The sequence below is a fragment of the Mycobacterium heckeshornense genome (genome assembly GCF_016592155.1).
Taxonomy (GTDB): domain Bacteria; phylum Actinomycetota; class Actinomycetes; order Mycobacteriales; family Mycobacteriaceae; genus Mycobacterium; species Mycobacterium heckeshornense.
On sequence record NZ_AP024237.1, the window covers coordinates 548026 to 572254 of the forward strand.

22 protein-coding genes are annotated in these 24229 nt (G+C 65.3%); 12 read left to right on the forward strand and 10 right to left on the reverse strand.

All coding sequences use genetic code 11. The annotated features are described in order from the left end of the window. The first annotated feature begins 3 nt into the window (after positions 1-3). The 8 genes from MHEC_RS02555 to MHEC_RS02590 are packed head-to-tail and all read left to right on the forward strand — an operon-like array spanning position 4 to position 8740. Entirely contained in the window at positions 4-1203 is a 1200-nt protein-coding gene (locus tag MHEC_RS02555) for an MCE family protein (protein ID WP_048891178.1), read from the forward strand. Next, the gene (locus tag MHEC_RS02560) at positions 1203-2249 is read left to right on the forward strand and encodes an MCE family protein (RefSeq protein WP_048891179.1); all 1047 of its coding nucleotides are present in this window, start codon (positions 1203-1205) and stop codon (positions 2247-2249) included. The genes MHEC_RS02555 and MHEC_RS02560 overlap by 1 nt, the downstream gene beginning before the upstream one ends. After that, positions 2239-3300 (forward strand): MCE family protein, encoded by a 1062-nt coding sequence (locus MHEC_RS02565; RefSeq protein WP_048891180.1) that lies wholly within the window; start codon positions 2239-2241, stop codon positions 3298-3300. Before MHEC_RS02560 ends, MHEC_RS02565 begins: the two co-directional genes overlap by 11 nt. Next, positions 3297-4697: a virulence factor Mce family protein gene (locus MHEC_RS02570; RefSeq protein WP_048891208.1), complete on the forward strand. Its 1401-nt coding sequence runs from the start codon at positions 3297-3299 to the stop codon at positions 4695-4697. The genes MHEC_RS02565 and MHEC_RS02570 overlap by 4 nt, the downstream gene beginning before the upstream one ends. After that, positions 4694-5857, forward strand: a complete 1164-nt coding sequence (locus MHEC_RS02575) for an MCE family protein (RefSeq protein ID WP_048891181.1) — start codon at positions 4694-4696, stop codon at positions 5855-5857. Before MHEC_RS02570 ends, MHEC_RS02575 begins: the two co-directional genes overlap by 4 nt. After that, entirely contained in the window at positions 5857-7578 is a 1722-nt protein-coding gene (locus MHEC_RS02580; RefSeq protein ID WP_048891182.1) for a virulence factor Mce family protein, read from the forward strand. The genes MHEC_RS02575 and MHEC_RS02580 overlap by 1 nt, the downstream gene beginning before the upstream one ends. Then, positions 7578-8258: a hypothetical protein gene (locus MHEC_RS02585; RefSeq protein ID WP_048891183.1), complete on the forward strand. Its 681-nt coding sequence runs from the start codon at positions 7578-7580 to the stop codon at positions 8256-8258. The genes MHEC_RS02580 and MHEC_RS02585 overlap by 1 nt, the downstream gene beginning before the upstream one ends. Continuing rightward, positions 8258-8740 carry a hypothetical protein gene (locus tag MHEC_RS02590; protein WP_048891184.1) on the forward strand — a complete coding sequence of 161 codons (483 nt, stop codon included), beginning with the start codon at positions 8258-8260 and terminating at the stop codon, positions 8738-8740. Before MHEC_RS02585 ends, MHEC_RS02590 begins: the two co-directional genes overlap by 1 nt. A gap of 7 nt (positions 8741-8747) precedes the next feature. On the opposite strand, the gene MHEC_RS02595 is transcribed toward MHEC_RS02590, so the two are convergent. The 3 genes from MHEC_RS02595 to MHEC_RS02605 are packed head-to-tail and all read right to left on the reverse strand — an operon-like array spanning position 8748 to position 11018. Beyond that, positions 8748-9323 (reverse strand): hypothetical protein, encoded by a 576-nt coding sequence (locus MHEC_RS02595; RefSeq protein WP_048891185.1) that lies wholly within the window; start codon positions 9321-9323, stop codon positions 8748-8750. A 60-nt stretch (positions 9324-9383) separates the two neighbouring features. Beyond that, the gene (locus MHEC_RS02600) at positions 9384-10853 is read right to left on the reverse strand and encodes an alpha,alpha-trehalose-phosphate synthase (UDP-forming) (protein WP_048891186.1); all 1470 of its coding nucleotides are present in this window, start codon (positions 10851-10853) and stop codon (positions 9384-9386) included. Next, the gene (locus tag MHEC_RS02605) at positions 10854-11018 is read right to left on the reverse strand and encodes a hypothetical protein (protein WP_099868951.1); all 165 of its coding nucleotides are present in this window, start codon (positions 11016-11018) and stop codon (positions 10854-10856) included. 117 nt (positions 11019-11135) lie between these two features. On the opposite strand from MHEC_RS02605, the gene MHEC_RS02610 reads away from it, so the two are divergent. Both MHEC_RS02610 and MHEC_RS02615 read left to right on the forward strand, forming a co-directional pair. Then, positions 11136-12074 (forward strand): enoyl-CoA hydratase, encoded by a 939-nt coding sequence (locus MHEC_RS02610; RefSeq protein WP_048891188.1) that lies wholly within the window; start codon positions 11136-11138, stop codon positions 12072-12074. Positions 12075-12154: 80 nt separating this feature from the next. Continuing rightward, positions 12155-12988 carry an SDR family oxidoreductase gene (locus tag MHEC_RS02615; RefSeq protein ID WP_048891189.1) on the forward strand — a complete coding sequence of 278 codons (834 nt, stop codon included), beginning with the start codon at positions 12155-12157 and terminating at the stop codon, positions 12986-12988. On the opposite strand, the gene MHEC_RS02620 is transcribed toward MHEC_RS02615, so the two are convergent. Beyond that, positions 12971-13873, reverse strand: a complete 903-nt coding sequence (locus MHEC_RS02620) for an NAD(P)-dependent oxidoreductase (RefSeq protein ID WP_048891209.1) — start codon at positions 13871-13873, stop codon at positions 12971-12973. The two genes, MHEC_RS02615 and MHEC_RS02620, sit on opposite strands and share 18 nt — an antisense overlap. 132 nt (positions 13874-14005) lie before the next feature. Here MHEC_RS02620 and MHEC_RS02625 point away from each other — a divergent pair, with 132 nt between their 5' ends. Both MHEC_RS02625 and MHEC_RS02630 read left to right on the forward strand, forming a co-directional pair. Then, positions 14006-15280: an amidohydrolase family protein gene (locus tag MHEC_RS02625; protein ID WP_048891210.1), complete on the forward strand. Its 1275-nt coding sequence runs from the start codon at positions 14006-14008 to the stop codon at positions 15278-15280. Beyond that, positions 15280-15954: a PadR family transcriptional regulator gene (locus tag MHEC_RS02630; RefSeq protein WP_048891190.1), complete on the forward strand. Its 675-nt coding sequence runs from the start codon at positions 15280-15282 to the stop codon at positions 15952-15954. Before MHEC_RS02625 ends, MHEC_RS02630 begins: the two co-directional genes overlap by 1 nt. On the opposite strand, the gene MHEC_RS02635 is transcribed toward MHEC_RS02630, so the two are convergent. The 6 genes from MHEC_RS02635 to MHEC_RS02660 form a co-directional block, all read right to left on the reverse strand. After that, on the reverse strand, positions 15955-17658 hold the full coding sequence (locus MHEC_RS02635) for a 3-ketosteroid-delta-1-dehydrogenase (protein ID WP_099868949.1): 1704 nt from the start codon (positions 17656-17658) through the stop codon (positions 15955-15957). It lies immediately after the preceding gene. 8 nt (positions 17659-17666) lie between these two features. Further along, complete coding sequence (locus MHEC_RS02640) at positions 17667-18494, reverse strand: IclR family transcriptional regulator (RefSeq protein ID WP_048891192.1); 828 nt, start codon at positions 18492-18494, stop codon at positions 17667-17669. A gap of 62 nt (positions 18495-18556) precedes the next feature. After that, the gene (locus tag MHEC_RS24645) at positions 18557-20365 is read right to left on the reverse strand and encodes an IS1634 family transposase (protein WP_414018103.1); all 1809 of its coding nucleotides are present in this window, start codon (positions 20363-20365) and stop codon (positions 18557-18559) included. Positions 20366-20629: 264 nt separating this feature from the next. Further along, on the reverse strand, positions 20630-22096 hold the full coding sequence (locus MHEC_RS02650; protein WP_235434989.1) for an FAD-dependent oxidoreductase: 1467 nt from the start codon (positions 22094-22096) through the stop codon (positions 20630-20632). Next, the gene (gene bphC, locus MHEC_RS02655; RefSeq protein ID WP_048893532.1) at positions 22093-23001 is read right to left on the reverse strand and encodes a biphenyl-2,3-diol 1,2-dioxygenase; all 909 of its coding nucleotides are present in this window, start codon (positions 22999-23001) and stop codon (positions 22093-22095) included. Before bphC ends, MHEC_RS02650 begins: the two co-directional genes overlap by 4 nt. Positions 23002-23011: 10 nt before the next feature. Continuing rightward, positions 23012-24196, reverse strand: a complete 1185-nt coding sequence (locus MHEC_RS02660) for an acyl-CoA dehydrogenase family protein (RefSeq protein WP_048893531.1) — start codon at positions 24194-24196, stop codon at positions 23012-23014. Positions 24197-24229: the final 33 nt, after the last annotated feature.

Here is a 24229-nt window from a genome sequence, read left to right on the forward strand (position 1 = left end):
ACGGTGGCAAAGGTGGGCAGACGCACTCAGATCAGGCTCGCGGCGGCGGTGCTCGCCAGCGCGTTGGCGAGCTTCGCGGTGTTGACGTATCTGTCTTACACCGCAGCGTTCTCGTCAACCGACACGGTGTTTGTCAGCGCGCCGCGCGCCGGGCTGGTGATGGAACGTGACGGCAAGGTGAAATACCGCGGCATCCAGATCGGCAAGGTAAAAAACATCGCGTATTCCGGTGACGAGGCGCAGCTAACCTTAGCCATCAACAGCGACGACCTGCATTACCTTCCGGCCAACGTGACCGTCCGCATTGCCAGCAACACGATTTTCGGTGCGAAATCAGTCGAATTCGTTCCGCCCGCATCGCCCTTGCCCGTGTCGCTGCGGCCGGGCGCGCACGTCGAGGCTTCTGCGGTCGCGGTTGAGGTCAACACGTTGTTCCAGTCGCTGATTGACCTGTTGCACAAGATCGACCCCGTCGAGTTGAACGGTACCCTGAGCGCTCTCGCTGAGGGCCTGCGCGGCCACGGAAATGACCTGGGCGACCTGCTGTCGGGCCTGAACACCCTTACCAAGCAAACGAATCCGAAGTTGCCGACTCTGCAACAAGATTTCGGTAAGACCGCCGCGGTAGCCAACATTTATGCCGACGCCGGTGCGGACCTGACGACCGTGCTCGACAACGTGCCGACGATCAGCAAGACGATCGTGGACCAGCAGAGCGACCTCAACGACACCCTGCTGGCGGCGATCGGGGCTTCTAACAGCGTCTCCGACACACTGGAGCCGGCCGAGCGCAACCTCATCGACGCGATCAAGCGGTTCCGCGCCCCGATCAAGGTGGCCGCTGACTACTCACCCGAATTTGGCTGTCTGTTCAAAGGTATCGACCGCGGTATCAAGGAATTCGCCCCGCTGCTCGGCGTGCGCAAGGCGGGACTGTTCACCTCGTCGAGCTTTGTGCTGGGCGCGCCGTCGTATACCTACCCGGAGAGCCTGCCGATCGTCAACGCCTCCGGCGGCCCGAATTGCCGTGGCCTACCTGATATCCCGACCAAGCAAAACGGTGGCTCCTGGTACCGGGCACCGTTTCTGGTGACCGACAACGCGTATATTCCGTACGAGCCGTTCACCGAAATGCAGGTGGATGCACCGTCGACGCTGCAGTTCCTGTTCCACGGCGCATTCGCGGAACGAGACGATTTCTGATGGCGCGCTACGAATCTCATCGAGCAATAATGGTGAAGGTCAGCATCTTCACCGTTGCGATGCTGCTTGTTGCCGTCGGCCTTGTGGTGATTTTCGGCGAGTTCCGGTTCGGTCCGCAAAACACCTACCACGCAACGTTCATCGACGCGACAAGGTTGAAACCCGGTCAGAAGGTTCGTATCGCCGGTGTGCCGGTCGGGTCCGTGCGAGACGTCAAGCTCAACCCGAACAACAGCGTCAACGTGACGTTCGGCGTGGACAAGCGCTACACACTGTATTCGTCCACGCGTGCAGTGATCCGATACGAAAACCTGGTCGGTGACCGGTATTTGGAAATCACCTCCGGACCCGGGGAGTTGCGCAAGCTGCCACCCGGCGGGACCATCGATGAGCACCACACCCAGCCTGCGCTGGACCTCGACGCGTTGCTGGGTGGTCTACGGCCCGTGCTCAAGGGGCTGGACGCCGACAAAATCAACACCATCAGCAGTTACGTGATCGAACTTCTGCAGGGCCAGGGCGGGGCGTTGTCGAACCTGCTGGCCGACGCCGACGCCTTCACGTCAACACTGGGCGCACGCGACCAGCTCATCGGTGACGTGATCGACAACCTCAACACGGTGCTCACCACCGTCGACCAAAGGGGCGCCCAGTTTTCGGCGAGCGTTGGCCAGCTGCAGCAACTGATCACCGGCCTGGCCCAGGGCCGTGACGCGGTGGGCGGAGCGATCCCGCCGCTGGCCTCGGCCGAACGCGATCTGACTTCGCTGCTGCAGAACTCGCGCCCCGCCTTCAAGGGCGTCGTGCAAAATACCCGGTTCATCGCCGCCGAGCTCGACGAGCGAAAAGCCGAGGTGAACAACGATATTGAACAGCTGGGCGAGGACTACTTGCGCCTGGCCGCGCTCGGCTCCTACGGTGCCTACTTCAACATCTATTTCTGCTCGGTGACAATCAAGCTCAACGGCCCCGTCGGCGGCGACTTACTGATTCCGATGGGCGGCCAGGTCGATCCCAGCAAGGGGAGGTGCGCCTTTGCCAAATAGCAGAGACGGACGTGACCCCGTCCGCACCGGCATCTTCGGTGTGGTCCTGGTGGCATGCATTGTGTTGGTGTCGTTCGGCTATAGCCAGTTGCCGTTTTGGCCGCAGGGCAAACGCTACGACGCCTACTTCAGCGACGCCGGCGGTATCGCACCCGGCAACGACGTCTACGTTTCGGGCATCAAGGTGGGCCGGGTGCAGTCCGTGGCTTTGGCGGGCGACGCCGCGAAGGTGTCGTTCACCGTCGACCGCCGCATCGCCGTCGGCGACCAATCGCTGGCATCGATCCGCACCGACACCATCCTGGGTGAACGGTCGGTCGCGGTAACACCGGCCGGCAGCGCAAGTACGACGACCATTCCGCTGAGCCGAACGACCACGCCGTATGCCCTGGGCACCGCGCTGGAGGATCTCGGCGGCAATGCCGGCGACTTGGACAAGGGCCGGTTCGAGACGTCGCTGCGCGTCCTCACCGACGCGCTGCACGACGCCACCCCGCAGCTGCGCGGTGCCCTGGATGGGGTGACGTCGCTGTCGCGCACCCTCAACCGCCGCGACGAAGCGCTGGCCAGGTTATTGGCCCACGCGAAGTCGGTGACGGCTGTTTTGGCCAAACGTGCCGAGCAGGTGAACAAGTTGATCCTCGACGGCAATCAGTTGTTTGCCGCGCTGGACGCCCGCCGCGCCGCGCTGGCACAACTGATTTCCGGGATTGACGAACTGGCCCAACAGATCTCAGGATTTGTCGCCGACAACCGCCGCGAGTTTGGCCCGTCGCTGAGCAAGCTCAACCAGGTGCTGGACAACCTCAATGAGCGCCACGAGTACATCACCGAGGCGCTCAAGCGCTTGCCGCCGTATGCCACCACGCTCGGCGAGGTGGTTGGTTCGGGTCCTGGATTCAATGTGAATGTCTACAGCGTCCTGCCGGCACCGTTGGTGTCAATCGTGTTCGACTTGGTCTTCCAACCCAACAAGCTCCCCGACAGTTTCGCCGACTACCTGCGCGGACTGATCCAGGAGCGGTGGATCATCAGGCCGAAGTCGCCATGACGCTCTTCTCGGTCGCTGGAGAACGCAGGCGGGGGCTGCGGTTGGTAGCGGCCGCCGCTCTGGCCCTGCTTTTGCTGGCAGGTGTTTACCTGGTGTGGCCGACGCGGGCCAGCCACAAGATCGTCGGCTACTTCACCTCCGCGGTAGGGCTTTATCCCGGTGATCAGGTGCGCATTCTGGGCGTACCAGTGGGCCGGGTCGACCGCATCGAGCCACGAGCCTCCGATGTCAGGATCGTCATGTCGATCCCCCCCGACGTCAAGGTGCCGTCGAACGCCAGGGCCGTCATCATGGCGCCAAACCTAGTGGCAGCCCGGTTTATTCAGCTCACCCCCGCCTATACCGGCGGACCGGCATTGCCCGACGGTGCCGTCATCGGGCTGGACCGCACCGCGGTTCCGGTGGAATGGGACGAGGTTAAAGATGCGCTGAGCAAGCTGGCCGGCCAGCTCGGTCCAACGGCGGGACAGATGCAAGGTCCCCTCGGCAAGTTGATCAACCAGGCCGCAGACACCCTTGACGGAAACGGCGACTCGTTCCACGCAGCGCTACGCGAGCTGTCGCAAGCCGCTGGGCGGCTGGGGGATTCGCGCACCGACATCTTCGGCACGGTGAAAAACCTCCAGGTTCTCGTCAACGCGCTCTCGAAGAGCAACGAGCAGATCGTCGAATTCTCCGGTCACGTGGCATCGGTATCTCAGGTGCTCGCCGATAACTCACGTGATCTGGACACCATGTTGGGCACCCTCAACACCGCGCTCACCGATATCAGGGGCTTCCTGCACGAGAACAACTCGACGTTGGTCGCAACGGTGACCAAACTGAACGACTTGACCAAGGTGTTGAGCGACCAGAGCGAGAACATCGAACAGGTATTGCATGTCGCGGGGCCCGGGATCACCAACTTTTACAACATCTACGATCCTGCGCAGGGCACGCTGAACGGGTTGCTCTCGATACCGGAGTTCGCCAACCCGGTGCAGTTCATCTGCGGCGGGTCCTTCGATACCGCCGCCGGGAAAGCGGCTCCGGACTACTACCGACGGGCTGAGTTCTGCCGCGAGCGGCTGGGGCCGGTGCTGCGCCGCTTGACGGTCAACTACCCGCCGATCCTGTTTCACCCGATCAACTCGATCACGGCGTACAAGGGTCAGATCATCTACGACACCCCGGCCACCGAAGCCAAGGCGGCGACCCCGATCCCGGAGCTGACCTGGATTCCGGCGCCCGGTGTACATCCGCCGAACCCCGATGACTTGCAAGCGCTGCTGGTGCCGCCTGCCCCGACCGCCAAGCCCGCGCCGGGGGCGCCGTCAGCGGCCTCCGCACCCAATGGGCCTGCACCCGGCGCGGCGCCAGCCGTGCCGGCTCCGGCGGAGCAAAAGGGCGGCCGATGAACCGGATCTGGTTGCGCGGCGGCGCGTTGGCGGCGGGCAGCGTGGTGCTGGCCGGCTGCCAATTCGGTGGGTTGAACTCGATTGCCTTGCCCGGCACGGCCGGTCACGGACCAGGCTCCTACAAGGTCACCGTCGAGTTAAAGGACGTCGCGACCTTGCCCCAGAACTCCCCGGTGATGGTCGACGACGTCACCGTGGGCAGCGTGTCGGGTATCCAGGCGGCCCAGCGAGCGGACGGCAGCTTCTACGCCGCTGTGGAATTGGCGCTGGACAAAAACGTCGTACTGCCGGCCAACGCCACCGCCAAGGTGTCGCAGACGTCGCTGCTCGGTTCCCAGCACATCGACCTGGCCCCACCGGTGAACACGCCACCGATCGGCAGGCTCGGCAACGGCTCGAGGATTGCCGAGTCGAGCACCAGCCGCTATCCCACCACCGAAGAGGTCCTCGCGGCGCTGGGCGTGGTGGTCAACAAAGGCAATCTTGGTGCCCTGCAAGAGGTTACCGATGAGACATACCGGGCGGTGGCGGGCCGGGAGGGCCAGTTCACCAACCTCGTACCCAGGCTCGCGGCCCTGACCGCGGGTCTCAACCGGCAGGTCAACGACATCATCGCCGCCGCCGAGGGGCTGAACCGTTTCTCCGCGATTTTGGCCCGCAGCAAGGACAGCCTGGGCCGGACGCTGGACACGCTGCCCGATGCGCTTCGGGTGCTCAACAAGAACCGTGACCACATCGTCGAGGCATTTGCCGCGTTGAGACGTGTGGCAACCGTTGCCTCCCATGTGCTTTCGCAAATCAAGGGCGATTTCGCCGAAGACCTCAAAGGTCTGTATTCGGCCACCAAGGCGCTCGCCGACAACCGCAAGGACTTCGTCACCTCATTGCAACTGTTGCTGACGTTCCCGTTCCCCAACTTCGGCATCAAGCAGGCGGTCCGCGGTGACTACCTCAACGTGTTCACCACCTTCGACCTGACCCTCCGACGGCTCGGCGAAACGTTTTTCACGACGTCGTATGCACTCGATCCGAACATGATGCACATGAGTGAGATCCTCAACCCGCCGGACTTCTTGATCGGTGAACTGGCCAACCTCTCGGGGCAAGCCGCCGACCCGTTCAAGCTGCCGCCGGGACAACCGCAGCAGGGGTCGCGCTGATGCATGACCGGCTGACCAGAATTCAGCTAGCCGTCTTCGCGGTGGTCACCGCCATCACGGTCACCCTGATCGCGGTTTTTTATCTCCGGTTGCCGGCCAGCCTGGGTCTGGGCACCTACAGCGTGACCGCTGATTTCGAAGCCGGCGGCGGTTTGTACAAGAACGCCAACGTCACCTACCGCGGCGTCGCGGTCGGCCGGGTGGAGTCGGTGGGACTGAACCGCAACGGCGTCGACGCCAAAATGCGGCTCAACAGCCAAACCCCGGTCCCGTCGAACGTCATCGCGAGCGTCAAGAGTGTTTCTGCCATCGGTGAGCAGTACATCGACCTCGTCCCGCCCGCTGAACCGTCAGCGACCAAGCTGCACAACGGGTCTCGCATTGCACGCAGTAATACTCGGCTCAGCGAGGACGTCGCCACACTGCTGCGCAAGTCCGAGACCCTGGTCAACAGTGTGGCTGACACGCGGCTGCGGGAACTGCTGCACGAAACCTTCACCGCGTTCAACGGCACTGGTCCCGAACTGGCCCGGCTGATTGAGTCGTCACGGTTGCTGGTCGACGAAGCCAACGCCTACTATCCGCAGACCTCGGAATTGATCGACCAGGTGGGCCCGTTCTTGCGGGCGCAGATCCGCTCCGGTAGCGACATCCGGTCACTGGCCGACGGGCTGGCCCGATTCACCTCGCAGGTACGCCACGCCGATCCGCAGGTTCGCAAATTGCTGGCCGTGGTTCCGGGCGCCGCCGATGAGACCAGCACCGCCTTCTCCGGTATCCGGCCCTCGTTCCCGGTGCTGGCGGCGAGCCTGGCCAACCTGGGCCGGGTCGGCGTCATCTACCACAAGACGCTCGAGCAGTTGCTGGTGGTGCTGCCGGCACTGTTCGCCGCGATCACCACTGCCGCCGGCGGCGTACCCCAAGACGAGGGGGCCAAGCTGGATTTCAAGATCGACCTCGGCGATCCGCCGCCCTGCAACACCGGGTTCCTTCCGCCGCCACTGATCCGGACGCCCGCCGACGAGACATTGCGCGAGCTGCCGACGGACATGTACTGCAAAGTCGCGCAGAACGACCCGACCACGGTGCGCGGCGCGCGCAACTACCCATGCCAGGAGTTCCCCGGGAAGAGGGCACCGACCGTGCAGCTGTGCCGTGACCCGCGCGGTTACGTTCCGATAGGCAGCAACCCGTGGCGCGGACCACCGATACCATACGGCACTCCGATGACGAACGGCCTTAACGTGTTGCCGCCGAACAAGTTTCCGTATATCCCCCCGGGCACCGATCCGGATCCGGGTACCCCCATCGTGGGGCCGCCGCCACCCGGGGTGGTGCCGGGACCCGGCCCGGCGCCCAATCAGCCGTTCCCGGTGCCACCGCCGCCCAACACCGGCGGAACCGATGGTCGGCCGGCGTGGATACCGCCAGCGCCCTACACGCCGCAGCCGCCGCAGCTGCCTTACCCGAAGTGGCTTCCACCGCCCCCACCGCCGGTCGGGATCAATCCCCCGCCAGCGGGCCCAGGGCCCGAGAAGCCGTGGGGGCCGCCGCCTGGTCCGGTGCCGCAGGCCAGTGGCCCGGCCTACACCACCTATGACCCGCACACTGGAGCCTTCCCGGATCCGGCGGGCGGCACTGGTATCTTCGCGCCCGGCATGAGCAAAGCGTCGAGCGCGGAGAACTGGGTGGATCTGATGCGCGACCCGAGGCAGTTGTAGTGGCGGCGCAGGACTCGGCGACGCACCGTGCCCGTCGTCGGGCGTCGCGCGCGGCCGGGCCGGCCAAAGGCGAGTCCAGCGCCACCACCACGGTTCGGGTGCAGGCATCGATCGTGCCGCCAAAGCAGCGCACGGCGGCGCCGGGACCGCCGCCGCGGCGGCCCGCACATCGTCGCCTGGTCGGATGGATCGGCCTGGGCGGGGGCATGGTCGCGATCGCGCTGTTGGCCGCCGGCCTGACGGTGCTGGTTGTCCAGCAGCAGCATGCCGACGCCCAGCAGGCCCGCAACCAGCGATTCGTCGACACCGCCACCCAGACGGTGGTCAACATGTTCAGCTACACCCAAGACACCATCGACCAGAGTGTGAATCGGTTCGTCGAGGGCACCAGCGGGCCGCTGCGCAGCATGCTCGACTCGAACAACAACGTGGAGAACCTCAAAATCCTGTTCCGCGACACCAAGGCCAGCTCCGAGGCGGTCATCAGCGGTGCGGCTCTGGAAAGCGTCGACGGCGTCACCGACAACGCATCCGTGCTGGTGTCGGTGCGGGTCACGGTCACCGACATCGACGGGGTCAACAAGCCGTCCATGCCTTATCGCATGCGGGTGATCGTGCACGAGGACGACAATGGCCGGATGACCGGCTACGACCTGAAGTATCCGGAAGGCGGGAATTGATGCGGCCGTTGCAGGTGATCGCCGCCGGCCTGCTCAGCGCTGTGTTCGTCGCATTGGCTGCGGCCAGTGGCTGGTTCTACTGGGACCGGGTTCAGACCCGCGGCGAGCAGTCGGCACGGGCGGTCCTGCCCGCACTGGCCGCCAAGCAGATACCCGAGGTTTTCGGCTATGACTTTCAGACGGTCGAACGCAGCCTGGGTGACGCGTATCCGCTGCTGACCCCGGACTATCGACAGGAGTTCAAAAAGAGCGCCAACCAACAGATCATCCCGGAGGCGCGCAAGCGCGAAGTCGTGGTGCAGGCCAGCGTCGTCGGCGTGGGAGTCATGGCCGCCAAACGTGATTCGGCCACGGTCATGGTCTACCTGAACCGCACCGTGACGGACAAGTCACGGCAACCGGTCTACGACGGCAGCCGATTGCGCGTCGACTACAAACGCATCGGCGGCAAGTGGCTGATCAACTACATCACGCCGATCTGACGGCGGCTCAGTAGCAAATGGCAATGTTGTTGCATTGCAGCGGATAACGCTCGACGGGTGGGTCTAGCGGCGCGACGAACTGCAGGCTGAACGGCTCCTTGTGCATCGCGGGCTGCAGACCACAGACGTCACCGTGCAGCGACGTGTGCGTGCCCGTCATCGTCTCGTCGTCGAACGCGTAGGTCTCGGTGGACTGCGCGGTGCTGCCGTCCGGGCACAACACTCCGGCGTCTTGTTTGACTTGTAAGGTCCACAGGCCATTGGTCAGCCGCGCTCTGCCGGTGAAGTTTTGCAGCTTGTCTTCCCGCTTGATGGTGCTGTCGGTGTAGCTCACCACGTTCACGGCACAGAAATCGGCCTGGATAATCGGGTTGGCGTAGTCGGCGTAATAGCGGCTTCCGTTTACCTGATCGCACAGCGACGACACCTTCCACGTGGCCGCCGGTGCCCCCGCCTGGTTGAAGGTGTAGATGCCGTCCGCCGGCGGTGCCAGCGCCCCGGCCGGGCTCGCGGACACCACCGCAAGTCCGATTTCGAACGCTGTGCAGATGGCGGCGGTGGTCAACCCGCGAGCGATGGTCACCTGGTGCCTCCCTTCGCGCGGCGCAAAGCACTGCGTCGAGTATCGCGCTCGCCGGGCATGCTAGCCAGAGCCCGGCGGATGCGCTTCGGCGAGCGCGTCGAGAAACGACCGGGCCCAGCGGTCGACGTCGTGGGCGAGCACCTGGCGGCGCATGGCCCGCATCCGGCGCCGCCCCTCGTCGTCGGTCTGGTTGAGTGCCGCCTCGATCGCGTCCTTGACGCGTTCGGTGTCGTGCGGGTTGACCAGGTAGGCCTGGTGCAATTCGGCTGCAGCGCCGGTGAATTCGCTCAACACCAGTGCGCCGCCCAGGTCACTGCGGCAGGCGACATACTCCTTGGCCACCAGGTTCATTCCGTCCCGCAGCGGAGTGACCAGCATGACGTCCGCGGCGACGAAAAACGCGATCAGCTCGTCGCGGGGAACGGGACGGTGGATGTAGTGCACCACCGGATGGCCGACCTCGCCGTATTCGCCGTTAATGTGGCCGACCTGGCGTTCGATGTCACTGCGCAGGATCTGGTAGCTCTCCACGCGCTCGCGGCTCGGGGTCGCCAGCTGGACCAGCACGGTGTCGTCGCGCTTGGCGCGGCCCTCGGCGAGCAGCTCGGAAAAGGCCTTCAGCCGAACGTCGATGCCCTTGGTGTAGTCCAGCCGGTCGACTCCCAGCAGGATCTTGCGGGGGTTGCCGAGCTCGGCCCGGATCTCGCGGGCCCGTCGGCGGATGTTGCGGTCCCGGGCCTTGCGGTCGAGCTCGGCGGAGTCGATCGAGATCGGGAACGCGCCCACCCGGACCGTGCGCGACCCGAGGTCGACCTCGCCGAACCGGGATCGGACACCGACCGCCGCGCGCGACGTATTGGCCCCGGCCAACCGCCGCGCCAGGAACAGGAAATTCTGGGCGCCACCGACCAGGTGGAAGCCCACGAGGTCGGCGCCGAGCAGGCCTTCGATAATTTCGATGCGCCAGGGCAGCTGCATGAACAGCTCGACCGGCGGAAACGGAATGTGCAGGAAAAATCCGATGGTCAGATCGGGCCGCAGTTCGCGCAGCATCTTCGGCACCAGCTGCAGCTGGTAGTCCTGGACCCACACGGTCGCGCCGCGGGCAGCCGCACGCGAGGTCGCTTCGGCGAATCGGCGGTTGACGTCGACATAGCGATCCCACCACTGGCGGTGGTAGATCGGCTTGACGATGACGTCGTGGTACAGCGGCCACAGCGTGGCGTTGGAGAATCCCTCGTAGTATTGGGCAACGTCGTCGGCGGACAGCCGGACCGGGTACAGCTGCAGGTCTTCTTCGACGATGGGCTGCTCGTCGGCATCGACGATGCCCGGCCACCCGATCCAGGCTCCGCGGCGGCGGCGCAGCAATGGCTCTAACGCCGTGACCAGCCCGCCCGGGCTGCGCTTCCAGGTGGTGGTGCCGTCGGCGAGCCGCTCCATGTCGATCGGAAGCCGGTTGGCGACCACCACGAAATCGGAATCCCCGGAGCCCGAAGCTTTGGTGCCCTGGCCTTCCCCGGGACTCACTTACGTCTCGGGTTTCGTCGGCGCAATACCGAGCATGGACAAGAACATGCGGCATTCATCGGCGTCGTTCGCGTATGCGGCCACTACGCGCCTGGCCTGGCTTGCGGTGCTGTCGGTCAATGGTTCCACGTCGCCGATTTCGCCGGGGTCAGACTTGGTAGGCATGACATCACTGTAGGCGAAATGACCTTTTGGCCGCATACGCGTTACAACCCGCCGACGGCGGCGTTACGCGGTGGCCGTAATCTGTAAGTATCGGACGAACCCAGGTGAGGTGGCGAAATGGCAGTCCACGACGAAGTGGGCACCAGTGCGATCAGCAGTGGTGAAACCGCTGAGCTGGTGACTTACGAAACGCTCGACGGTGGCCGCATCGCCCGGGTGTGGCTCAACCGGCCCGAGGCGCACAACGCGCAGAACCGTACGCTGCTGGTCCAGCTCGACGACGCATTCGCCCGCGCCGAGGCCGACGACACGGTCCGGGTGGTGATCCTGGCGGCGCGGGGCCGAAACTTCTCCGCCGGCCACGACCTGGGGTCGGAGGCCGCGTTGGCCGAACGCAAGCCCGGTCCGGGCCAGCACCCGACGTTTCGCGGCTATGGCGCCACTCGGGACCCGATCGCCGAGAAAACGTTCCTGCAGGAATGGCACTTCTATTTCCAGAACACCTGCCGCTGGCGCGATCTGCGCAAGATCACCATCGCGCAGGTTCAGGGTAATGCGATCTCCGCGGGGTTGATGCTGATCTGGGCATGCGATCTCATCGTCGCCGCCGACAACGCGAGATTTTCTGATGTGGTCGGTGTCCGAATGGGTATGCCGGGTGTCGAATACTATGCACACCCTTGGGAATTCGGCCCGCGCAAAGCCAAAGAACTACTGTTGACCGGCGATTCGCTGGACGCCGACGAGGCATACCGGCTAGGCATGGTGTCCAAGGTCTTTCCGCTTGAGCAGTTGGAAGAGAAAACGTTGGAATTCGCGCGGCGGATTGCCGAGCGGCCGACTATGGCGGCGCTGCTGATCAAAGACTCGGTGAACGCCGCCTCTGACGCGATGGGATTCACCGAGGCGCTGCGGCACGCATTCCATGTACACGAACTCGGGCACGCCCACTGGGCGGCGCGGAACGAAAACCGCTATCCCGTCGGGCTGCCGCCCGATGTCGAAGACTGGCGCGAGGCGAAGCCGTCGAAGATCGCCCGCCGTGACGAGCCGTGAGCCACGCTGAGCAGCCGCAAAAGTATCCTGCAACAGCGGTCTGCGGGCTGCTTTGCGCCGGGTGAGAGTAAGGAGCGAGCGTGCGGCTTTCCTTCGACGATCGCACATACCTGATCACCGGTGGTGGCAGCGGCATCGGTAAGGCGGTCGCGGCCGGACTAGTCGGCTCCGGGGCGGCGGTGATGATCATCGGCCGCGATGCCTACCGGCTGGCGGGCGCCGTGAACGACATCGAGACAGCCACCGGTACCCGCGGCTCGATCCGCTACGAGTCCGCCGACGTGACCGACGAGGACGAGATCGCCCGGGCGGTGGAGGCCGCGACCGCATGGCACGGTCGGCTGCACGGCGTGGTGCATTGCGCCGGCGGGTCGGAGACCATCGGCCCGATCACCCAGATCGACTCCCAGGCCTGGCGACGCACCGTCGACCTCAACGTCAACGGCACCATGTACGTGCTCAAACATGCCGCGCGTCAACTCGTGCGCGGCGGCGGCGGATCGTTCGTCGGGATTTCGTCGATCGCGGCCAGCAACACCCACCGCTGGTTTGGCGCTTACGGCGTGACCAAATCCGCGGTCGACCACCTGATGATGTTGGCCGCCGACGAGCTGGGACCGTCGTGGGTTCGTGTCAACGGCATCCGCCCGGGGCTGATCCGCACCGACCTGGTGGCCGCGATCACCGAATCGCCGGAGCTGAGCGAGGACTACCGGATCTGCACCCCGCTGCCGCGGGTGGGCGAGGTCGAAGACGTCGCCAATCTGGCCATGTTCTTGCTCAGCGATGCAGCCAGCTGGATCACCGGACAGGTCATCAACGTCGACGGCGGACACGCGCTGCGGCGCGGCCCGGATTTCAGGGCGATGCTCGAACCGGTGTTTGGCGCCGATGGGCTACGCGGAGTGGTCTGACGGGTCTGACGCCACACCCGCATCGCGGGCCGCAAGGCTGGCGATCGCCGACCAATCCAGATCGCCGTGGCCGTTGGCCACCAGGGTGAGGAAGCGGTCGCGCAGCAGGCCGGCGAGTGGCAACGGGACGCGAAGCTCGTCACCGGCGGCAAGTGCCAGCCCGATGTCTTTGAGCCCGAGGGTGGCCGCGAAGCCGGCCGGGTGGAATTGCCGGCGGGCGATCAGCCCGCCGTAGGTCTGGTAGGCCGGCGAGCCGAACAAGGTCGAGGTGAGGATGTCGACGTACTGCAGCTGGTCCACCCCGCCCTTGGCGACGAGCGCGATCGCCTCGCCCAGCGACTCGATGGCCGAGGCGATCAGAAAATTCCCGGACAGCTTGACGAGGTTGGCGGTGTGCGGCTGCTCGGAGACCACGAAGGTGCGCTGCCCGATCGCATCGAACAGCGGGATCAGCGGGTCCAGCACCTGGGGTGCGCCCGCTGCGACGACGAAAAGTTCTGCCGCAGAAGCGGCTTCGGGCCTGCCGAACACCGGTGCGGCGACGTAGTGCTGACCGGCCTCGGCGTGCGCGGCGGCGAGGCGTTTCGACAGGCCGACGCTGATGGTGCTCGACGAGACGTGGTGGGCGCCCGCCGCCAGCGAGGCCAGGATGCCGTGTTCGCCGAACGTGACCTCTTCGACCGCCTCGTCGCCGGCGAGCATGGTGACCACCACCTCGCCGCCGCAGGCCTCGGCGACCGAGTGAGCCGGGGCTGCGCCCCGCTGGACAAGTGTCTCCATCTTGGCAGCGGTGCGGTTGTAGACGGTGACCTGATGACCCGCGTTGACGAGGTTGGCGGCCATGCCGCGGCCCATGTTGCCCAAGCCGATGAATCCGATCCGCATGACCTCCACCATGCCCGCTGGTGCGGTGTGCAGGCGAAGACCGGTGGTCCGCTCACTGAGATGACGATCTTGCCGGTCGCCGGGCCGATCGGGAAGCTAGCCTGGTGTAGCAACAACGCCCGGGAGGATCCGATGGCTGCAACCTGGGACACGATCGATCGCTACGTCGTCATCTCGACGGACACCCACGCCGGCGCTGATCTCTACGGCTACAAACAGTATCTGCCGGCACGCCTGCACGACGAATTCGACGCTTGGGCCAAGTCATATGTCAGCCCGTTCGACGACCTCGTTATCGCCACGGCCAACCGGAACTGGGACCACGAGTTCCGGATTGCCGAAATGGACGCCGACGGGGTGGCCGGCGAGGTGTTGTTGCCCAACACCGTGCCACCGTTCTTCCCGACCACCCCCAACATCACCATCAGCCTGCCCCGCACTCGCGACGAGTTCGAGAAACGTTGGGCCGGCGTGCAGGCCCACAACCGCTGGCAGGTCGACTTTTGTTCGCTGGCCCCCACCCGGCGGCGCGGCTTGATCCAGATCTTCCCCAATGACATCGACATGGCGCTGCAGGAGATTCGCTGGGGCGCCGAACAGCAGTGCTTCGGTGGCGTGCTCATTCCTCCGGTCTCACCGGGCGATCCGCACGTCGCCCCGCTGTTCCACACCCGCTACGAACCGGTCTGGGCGCTGTGCGCAGAGTTGGACCTGACGGTGGTGCAGCACGCGGGTGCTGGCAGCCCCGAGATGCCGATGGACCAGCCCGCGTCCAACGCCGTGTTGATCACCGAGATGGCGCTATGGGCGCAGCGCACCCTCGGCCACCTGATACTGGCCGGTGTGTTCGAGCGGTACCCGACGCTGCGGTTCGTGCCGACCGAGCAGGGCACGCTGTGGGTTCAGCAGCAACTGGCGGTGCTCGACGCCATGGTGCCTACCATGAAATCCGAGGCGCACAACCGCACCTACGGGATGTTCGGTGGGTCATCCGTCGACGCGCTGACCATGAGCCCGAGTGAATACGCCAAGCGGAACTGCTATCTGGCCGCCGAGCTGATGCCTTACGACGCGCCGATGATCGACTTCATGGGAGCCGACCACATCATGTGGGGCAGTGACTATCCGCATGAGGAAGGCTTCACCCCGCACTCCAAGCTGGCCATCCGTTGGGCGCTGCACAACAGGTCGGAGGAAGAATGCCGAAAAATCCTGGGCGGCAATGCTGGTCGGCTATACCGTTTCGATCTTGACGCGCTGGCGCCCGTCGCCGAAAAGATCGGGCCCACGGTCGTCGAGGTGCACACCCCCTTGGCGGACACCGGCTACCGCGCCCCGGCCGCGTTCGGCTACCGGCCGTTCGAAGGCGGGCTGGCTCTCAAGCGGCTCGCCCCGGCACGCGGCTGATGGAAGGCGGCGATTCTGCGGACAAGCCGAGCCTCGCGTCGACCAGCTGGGCGCTGCTTGGCATGCTGTCATACGAGCACGAGCTCTCCGGCTACGACATCCGGAAGTTCATCGATTGGAGCATGCGCTTCTACTACGGCAGCCCGGCCTACAGCCAGATCTACTCCGAACTCAAAAGACTCGAACGACTGGGCCTGGTGACCTCACGTGTCGAGAACACCGGTGGAATGCGCAATCGGAGGCTGTACAAGATCACCGAAGCCGGCCTGGCAGCGGTGACCCGGTGGGCAAACGACACGCCGGTCGACCGCCCGACCCTCAAGCACGGCGCGCTACTGCGGGTGACACTGGGACATCTCACCAGCCCGGCGCGACTGAAGGAGTTGCTCCAAGACCATGTGGCCTATGCCGACAAGATGCACCGCAAGGCGGCCAAGGACGCGCGCTGGGCCGGCGCTGATCCGTGCTGGGCCTACGCGCGGATCGCATTGCAATGGGCCGAGCGGTATTACGCCAACGAGCGGGAGCTTGCCCTGAAGTTGATCAAAGAGCTCGACGAGGCCGAAGCCGTCTTCCCTCGTGCCTCAGACGGCGAGACCACCAAAATTCCCTGGCCCGCACCGGAATTCTGGTACGAGATTGAGAAGAGAGCGAACGCAGAGGAGCCGGACTGATCATGCTCCGGCCGCGTCACGGGCAGCGACGTAGCCGTAGACCAAGCCCTGTGCGATCGTGGCGCCGGCACCGGGGTAGGCGGTGCCGAACGCGTTAGCCGCGGTGTTGCCGATCGCGTAGAGCCCGTCGATCACACCGCCGTCTTCGCGCTGCACCCGGGCGCGGTCGTCGGCCCGCAGGCCCCCGCAGGTGCCGAGATCGCTTAGCACCATTTTCACTGCATAGAACGGTTTTCTATCGAGGGCGCGCAGATTCGGATTGGGAACGACGGTGGGATCGCCGTAGTAGCGGTCATAGGCACTGCCGCCGCGGTGGAAGTCCGCGTCATATCCAGCTCGCGACATATCGTTGAACCGGTTCACGGTTGCGATCAATTGCCTTCGGGGAACGCCGATTTTGTCGGCGAGTGCACCGAGATCATCGGATCGGTGTGCGACGCCGGCCTCATACCACGCCCGCGGAATCGGCATTCGCGGAAGCAGTTCACCGGCCAACACGTAACTGTTGCGGTACTGCTGGTCGAAGATGATCCACATGGATTCAATCGGTGTGCCCGCCCGCGACCGTTCAAGCAAGCGCTGCCCGAATGACATGTAATCCGTCGCCTCATTGGCGAACCGGGCGCCGTGCTGATCGACGATCAGCGAGCCCGGCAGAGATCTTTCGGCCAGCATCACCAACGGTGTTCCGCCGGGCAGCGGCGCCACGGCCGGAAACCACCACGCCTGGTCCATGAGATCGATTGCAGCACCGACGTCCTGGGCGGCGCGAATCGCGTCGCCGGTGTTGGTCTCCGCCCCGAGGCTCATGTGCTCACCGAGCGATTCCGACTGGAATTTCCACCGCATGGCCATGCTGTGGTCGAACCCGCCCGCGGCCAGCACCACACCGCACCGCGCGGTGACGGTGACCTCGCGCCCGTCGTGGGCCACCACCGCGCCACTGACCCGTCGGCCCTTGAGGGTCAACTGCTGCAGTGGCGTGTCCGTCCAAATCGGGATCCCCGCGTGCAGCACACCGGCGAATAGCCCGGCGACCAGGGCCTGCCCGCCCGCGACGTAACGGCGGCCAAGCAGCAGTCCGCCCACACCTTGGCCGAGGCGTTTGGCGATGATCGCGATGCCCCGGTGCGGAACGCGGGCCGTCAGGTTCATCCAGCGGTAGTCAGCGGCGGTGGTGGGCATGGGGATCTTGGGCTGCATGAGCCCGGGCCGCAACCAGGTCCGATACTCACCGAGGATCGCGGCGTTGAGCGGCCGGCATTCGCAGGTTCGCCCGGCCGCGCTGCCGCCCGGCGCCTCAGGGTGGTAGTCCGAATAGTCCTTGGCCCATGCGAACCGGATCGGCGTGCTGCGTTGCAGCATTCCGACGGTTGCGGCCACGTTTCGCAGGTAACCAGCGGACCGTTCGGCCGGCGCCGTGCCTGCCACCACCGACCGGAGATACGCCTCGGCCCGTTCGAGCGTGTCATCGGCTTGCTGCTTTTCGAGGATCGGGCTGGCCGGCAACCACAACGCGCCCCCCGAGCGGGCGGTCGAGCCGCCGACATACGACGACTTCTCCACGATCAGCACGTCGAGTCCGAGTTCGTCGGCGGCTAATGCCGCGGCCAGTCCCGTCCCGGAGCCGACGATCAACACGTCGACGGTGACGTCACGGACAGCAGTACCGGCGGGGATGGTGCCGGAGTGGGGATTCGCCACCAAAGGCCTCATGTGTATTGCAATGCCCTCGATAGCCCGGCTTGGCGTGGCGCCTGTCCGCGCAGCGGGCGCAGCGGCTGCAACGTCGGCGCCACCCGCTTCGGTCCGTCTTCGACGTTGCGCCAGATGCCCATTGCCGTCATGCGTACCGGTGCGGCCAGGCGCTGGTCGAACATCATCCGGCTCATTGGCCCACACACTGACACGGCTGCGATGGCCTTACCGGGATCGCCGATTGGTGCTGCGATACAGCCGAATCCGGGCACCGATTCCTCGCGGTCGAACGCGATTCCGTGCTCACGAACCTTGGTCAGCTCGGTTTTCAGCTGCGCTCGGCTGGCGATGGAGTACCTGGTTTTGCGGCGGGCGAACTCGACCGGATCGGTGCTGTCGCTGTAAGCCAGGATCGCTTTGCCCACCGCTGTGCAGTGCGCCGGCTGGCGACCGCCGACCCGGCTGGGGATTGCCGCAATCATGCGATCGCCGATCTTCTCCAGGTACACCACGTCGGCGCCGTCGAGAACAGCCAGGTGCACCACCAGCCCGGTCGCGCGGTGCAAATCGTGCAGCAACGGTGTTGCCGCGCGGTGCAGCCGATCTTGGTGCACGGCAAGGGATCCCAGTTCGACCAACCGCATGCCGAGCTCGTAGTCGCGACCGTCGCGGCGCAGCCAGCGCAGTTGCACCAGCCGCTCGAGCATGCGGTGTGCGGACGATCGGGGCAGACCGGTGCGCCGCACGATCTGAGCCAGCGTCAACCGGGCGGCCCCGTCGAAGGCGTCCAGCACCAACGACACCCGATCGATGACAGCGGTGGGAGTGGATTGGGCAGTCACGCGAAGCGCCTCCTCGGCAGCAATATTTCTAATCCGAAGTTGCGGCGGTTTGTCGGTCGGATTTACTGATTGAGCTGGTGTTTTGTTGATTTGTCGGGTCGGTTGTTCTGGCTACGCCACTTGGAGGGGATGGGGGTCTTGATGAGTTCGAAGGCGCGGCGCTGTTCGGGGGTGGATTCGGCCAGGGTGGGCACGGTGGTGTTGGTGCCGTGGTAGCGAATGTCGTTGCGGGTCAGGGTCGCCAGGTGGGTGAGCAGGCCGCGGAAGCTGCGCAGCGCGGTGCCGTCGGGGGCGTGGCGGGTGGCGGCTTTGGTTTGGGCAGCTTGGGAGCGTTGGGCCGGTGCGACGGGGTTGTCGCGTAGGGGTGGGTGTTCGTCGGTGAAGGTCAGCGGCGCCCAGGCCTGGCGCAGGTGCCAGGTCACATAGCAGGCCAGCATGCAGATCAACACGTGGGCTTTGACCCGTTCGGTGAGCCGGTGGCGGATGGGTCGTAGGTCGAGGTCGTCGGTTTTGATGCTGCGGAAGTCGCGTTCGACGTGGGCCAAGTTCTTGTAGCCGACGACCACGCCTGGGGCGTTGAGGTCGGTGGCGGGCACGCTGGTGCGTAGCACGTAGATGCCATCGAGGGCGGTTTCGGTGTCGATGCCGGCCTGGTTGCGGTGGTAGGTGAGGCTGGTGTCGGTGATGGTGCGCTCAAAGTGCTTGCCCATCTTGTATTTATCGATGATTTTGCCGACGGCTTCCCCGATGCGGCCGGCTCCGGTCAGCCGGCCGGCAGCCACCCGTTCGGCGATGGCGCCCAGGTCGATCTCGGTGGCGGCCAGCAGGGCGGCGCGTTTGCGGGCGCGTTGGGCGGCCAGGGCGGGGTTGCGGCAGGCGATGAGCCGTTCGCCGGGATAGTCGGGGTGGGTGATTTCGGCGAGGTCCTGGGTATCGAACAAGCTCATCTGCAGCGGCCCGTCATCGGCGGCCAGCACGGCGATCTGGGGGGCGCGCAGCGCGGTGAGCCATCCGAAACCAGTTGCGGTGTCTGGGTTGTCATTGAGTTCACGGATTGCGTCGATACGCGCGGAGGTGATCATGCCGCGATCACCGACCAGCACCAACCGATCAAGCCCGAATTGGGTGCGCACCACCTCGACGATGTCGGTGAAGGCGACCGGGTCGGCGGTGTTACCGGCAAACACCCGCACCGCCACCGGGCGGCCGGCTGGATCGGTGAGGATGCCGTATTCGATTTGCGGTAGCCCTTTTTTACCGTCCCTCGAATACCCGCGCGAGGCCAGCTCGCAACACCGTCCGGTCATCCAGGCACTGGTCAGATCAAACAACGCCATCCGCGAGGGATTAGCCTGTGGCCCTAAGTGTTTGGCAGCCAGCTTCTTTTCGATCGTGTCTTGCCGGTCGGCCAGCCAGTCCATCGCAGCGTAGATCTCGTCGGTGGATGCGGTGGCCACATCCAGATCGACCCCCACGGTGGAATCGGCCCACGAGGCCAGCGTGGACAGCTTGGAGGCCGGTTGGATCACCCGGGAGATGATCAGCGCGAACACCAGATCCCTCGACCGGCACGCCGGCCCCAACAACGCCGGAAACCCCAACTGGCGGGCCATCGCAGCTACCGCCGCCACATCCCCATGCGGCAGTGACCGGGTGATCGTGAACTCAGACCCGGCCGGCACCAGCACCTGGCCCTTGAGCGTGCCCTCAACCGCGGCGATCACGTCGGCGGGCAGCTTGGACAGGTTCGCCAGCGTCTCGTGGCGGACTTTCTTGCCGTCTCGATAGGTGCGGCGCACCAGGACCGACTCATAGCGGCGAACGTTGCCCGCCTTGTCCACATACTTGCTCGGTGTTCGGGCTACGTGCATCCGCGCTGGCTTCGCCACCACTCAATGGTAATAGATCAACTCAAGCATATTGTGAATCGACACACGATATTCACTGGCTACATTATCAATCCGCAAACCGACAGAATCTGAGCTCAGCCGTAGATTCCGTCTACCTCACTTGCCGCAACTTCGGTCTAATAGAAATATGCCTGTATGTATCACACTGCTGTGGGTGGTGTCAGACGGACGGTGAAAATTGCTGCGGCACAGGCGATCGACGGTACCGACCGCCGCTGCGGATCCTCAGTTTTTGGCGGCGGCCCGCCCGGCGCGCCGGCCGTAGAAGCTGCCGTCGCCCAGCGAGATCCCGCTGGCGTAACCCCACGCCGCCAGGCCGGCGGTGCAGCGGCCCGCCGCGTACAGGCCGGGGATCGGCTGTCCGCTGACGTGCAGCACCTCGGCATCCAGCGTGGTGCGCAAGCCGCCGAGCGTGAAACCGCCGGTACTCTCGCGCAGATCGATCGCGCCCACCGGGGATCCGATCGGGCGCAGCCACTCGGCCTTCTTGTGTAACAGCGGATCCTCGCCACGCGCGGCGCCGTCGTTGTAGGCGGCCACGGTTGCCTGCAGGCAGCCGGGCGCGAGACCCATCTCACCCTCGAGCTCGGCGACGGTTTCGCACACCCAGGTCGGCGGGCGCAACATCAGCCGCGGTGACAACGAGGCCATCGCCTCGTTTTGCGCGGCTTCGTCGAGGACCAGGTAGGCAATGTTGTCTTGGTGGTAGAGGGTGAGCTGGCCGACGCGACCCGGATAGGTGTCCTCGGCGACATAGCGCTGACCGCGGCCGTTGACCAGGATGCCGCGCACCAATTGCTGCGGGTCGATGAAGATCGCCACCTCGGTGGCGTCCATGTGCGCAAGGTCGGCGCCCAGCGCCTGCGCCATCCTGATCGACTGACCGTCGTGCTGCTCGATCGACGCGGCCGGACGCCCGGCGATCCGCGGGGCGTATTGGGCCACCATCGCGTCGTTGTAGGCGAAGCTACCCGTCGCGAGGACCACGCCGCGGCGCGCGCGGACCGTCACGTCATCGCCGTACCGGCGGGCGCACGTTCCCACCACCCGCCCGTCGGCCGCCACCACCAGACGCTGCACCCGTACGTCGTAGACCACCCGCGCACCTGCCGCGGTGGCCGCCTGCACGAGCGGCTTCATCAGCATGTAGCCGGCGCTCGCCTGGCCCTGCTTCTTGTTCGACATCTGCGGGACGTGGCCGCGCGGCGCGGGAGTCGCGACCGTGTTGAACGGGTGGGAGTTTTCGCCACCGCTGTACATCAGCCCTTGATCGCCCAGCGGCTCCCACCCGGGCTCGGCGAAGAATTCCGCCTTGAACGGCACCCCGCAGTCGACCAGCCAATTGAAGTGATCGACGCTGCCGGCGCAGTAGTCGGCGATGCGATTTTCGTCGGCGCCGGGTCCCATCGCGACATTAAGGAAGGCCGCCATGTTGTCGACGGAATCGGCGAAGCCGCAAGCCTTTTGCAGTGGCGTGCCGCCGCCGAGATAGATGAATCCGCCCGCCATGGCAGCAGCCCCGCCCCACGAGCCGGTGCGTTCGAGTACCAGGACGTCGGCGCCGGATCTGGCGGCTTCGACCGCCGCTGCCGCCCCGGCCACCCCGTACCCGGCGATGACGACGTCGGCCTCGAGATCCCAGGCGCCGATCGAGGAGGCCGGGACCGGGTAGACGTCGGTGGGCGTTGTCACTGGCGCATCGCCGCCGGCAAATCGCCGACCCATTGGTGGCCCCAATAGCTGTCAGCCGTGATTTCCTCTGCGGTATAATAGGTTTCGTCGACGCGCATGCCGTCGGTGCCAAACTCGATGTCCCAGTCGCCGGGTGTGCGCACATAAAACGAAACCATTTTGTCGTTGGTGTGACGCCCGAGCGTCGAGGACAGCTGAAATCCCTTGGCGTTGACCCGGTCCAGGGCCTGCCCCACCGCGTCGAGGCTGTCAACTTCCACCATGATATGGACGAGACCGGGCGGATTCTGGTTGGCGGCCGGGCAGATCGCCAAGCTGTGGTGGCGTTCGTTGACTCCCAAGAAGCGAACCCGTACCGGACCGAACTCAGGCGGCGCCGGTATGCGGAAGGAACCCCGGGAGCGAAATCCCAAGACTCCGGTGTAAAACTCGAACAGCCCGTTCACGTCGACGGCGGGTACCACCACATGGCCCAGACCCTGATCACCGGTGACAAAGCGCGCCCCGAACGGGGTGACGACGGGGCTGTGGTCGAGCACCGCCCCGTGGAACACCTCGAGTGTCGTACCCGCCGGATCTTCGAACGTGATGGCTTCATCGACGCGCCGCTCGTCAGCCTCGTCCAGCGACAGCTGTTTGAAGGGCACATCGGCGCCCGCCAATGCGGCCCTGACCCGGTCCAGCGCGGCGTGGTCACGTACCTCCCAGCCGACTGTCACCAGCCGGTCAATGTCACCGGGGACGACGATGATCCGGGCGGGTCGCTCGTCCATCCGCAAGTACAGCGCCGACGGGTCGGGACCCTGCCCTTCTGCGAAACCCAAGACACCAAAGGCAAATTCGCGCCAGCGTGATATATCGGTGGCGGCAACGGTGATATAACCCAGGCTTTTGAGCTCAGTCATCGCGGTCCCTCTAAATCAACGCCCGCAGCGGACCCTCAGGCGGATCGATTCCCAGCGAACTCAGTGCAGATGCGTGAAAGACCGTGCCGGGCATGTGGATGGCGTGGTTAAGACCGGCGTGCGCGTCGCGCCAGTACCGTTGCAGCGGCTTGTCCATCCGCAAGGCATTGCCTCCTGAGCGGGCGAAGATCTGATCGACAGCCATGACCGCGCGCCACGCGGCGCGGATCTGGGTGCGACGCCCGACCGCGCGGTCATGGAACGACACCTCCCTGCCCGCGTCGACGATGTCGTAGATGCGGTCCACATTGGCCAGCAGCTCCTGGCGGGCGGCGTTGATGTCGGCGGCGGCCTCGCCGATGGCGTACATGACGTACGGATCGTCCTTGATCGCCGTTCCGGTCGCCGCCACCCGGTCCCGTTGGTAATCCAGGTGCGCGGCGAGCGCACCTTCGGCGATGCCGACCACCGCCGCGGTGATCCCCAGCGGGAACATCGTCGACCACGGCATCAGGTACAGCGGCTTGGTCATGCCCGCCTTGCGCTGGGCGGTGCCGTCCATCACTTCCGTGGCGTCCATCGTTCGGTAGGCGGGCACGAACGCGTCGCGCACGATGATGTCCTTGGATCCGGTTCCACGCAGCCCCACGACGTTCCACGAGTCCTCGACGATCTCGTAGTCCTTGCGCGGCAGGATCATGTGAAGCATCCGCGGCGGCATGCTCGGCTTGCCGTCGGCGTCTGCGAGCATGGCGCCCAGGATGATCCAGTCGCACTGGTCGGTGCCGGAGCTGAATTGCCAGTGGCCAGTGAACATGTAGCCACCGTCCACGGGCTTGGCCAGGCCCTGTGGCGCATACGGGGAGGCCACCCAGGTGTCGAAGTCTTGGGCCCAGATCTCCTCGGCCACCCTCGGGTCGGCGTAGGCCAGCTGGTAAGGATGCACGGCCACCACGCCGGTGATCCAGCCGGCGGCGGGGTCAAGCGACGCGGTGGCCATGACCGTCTCGGCGAACTCCCGCGGATGCACCTCGTAGCCGCCGTACTTGGCGGTTTGCAGGAGTCGTATCGAGCCCGCCTCCTTCATCGCCTTGGTGGTCTGATCGGTCAGTCGCCCGATCTTCTCCGCCTCAGCCGCCTGCTCGCGTAGCTGGTCGGCCATGTTCATCAGCCGGTCGATTACCCGCTCGGTCATGCTCTCGTCCTTAGGTCGTGGGCTCAAACGATG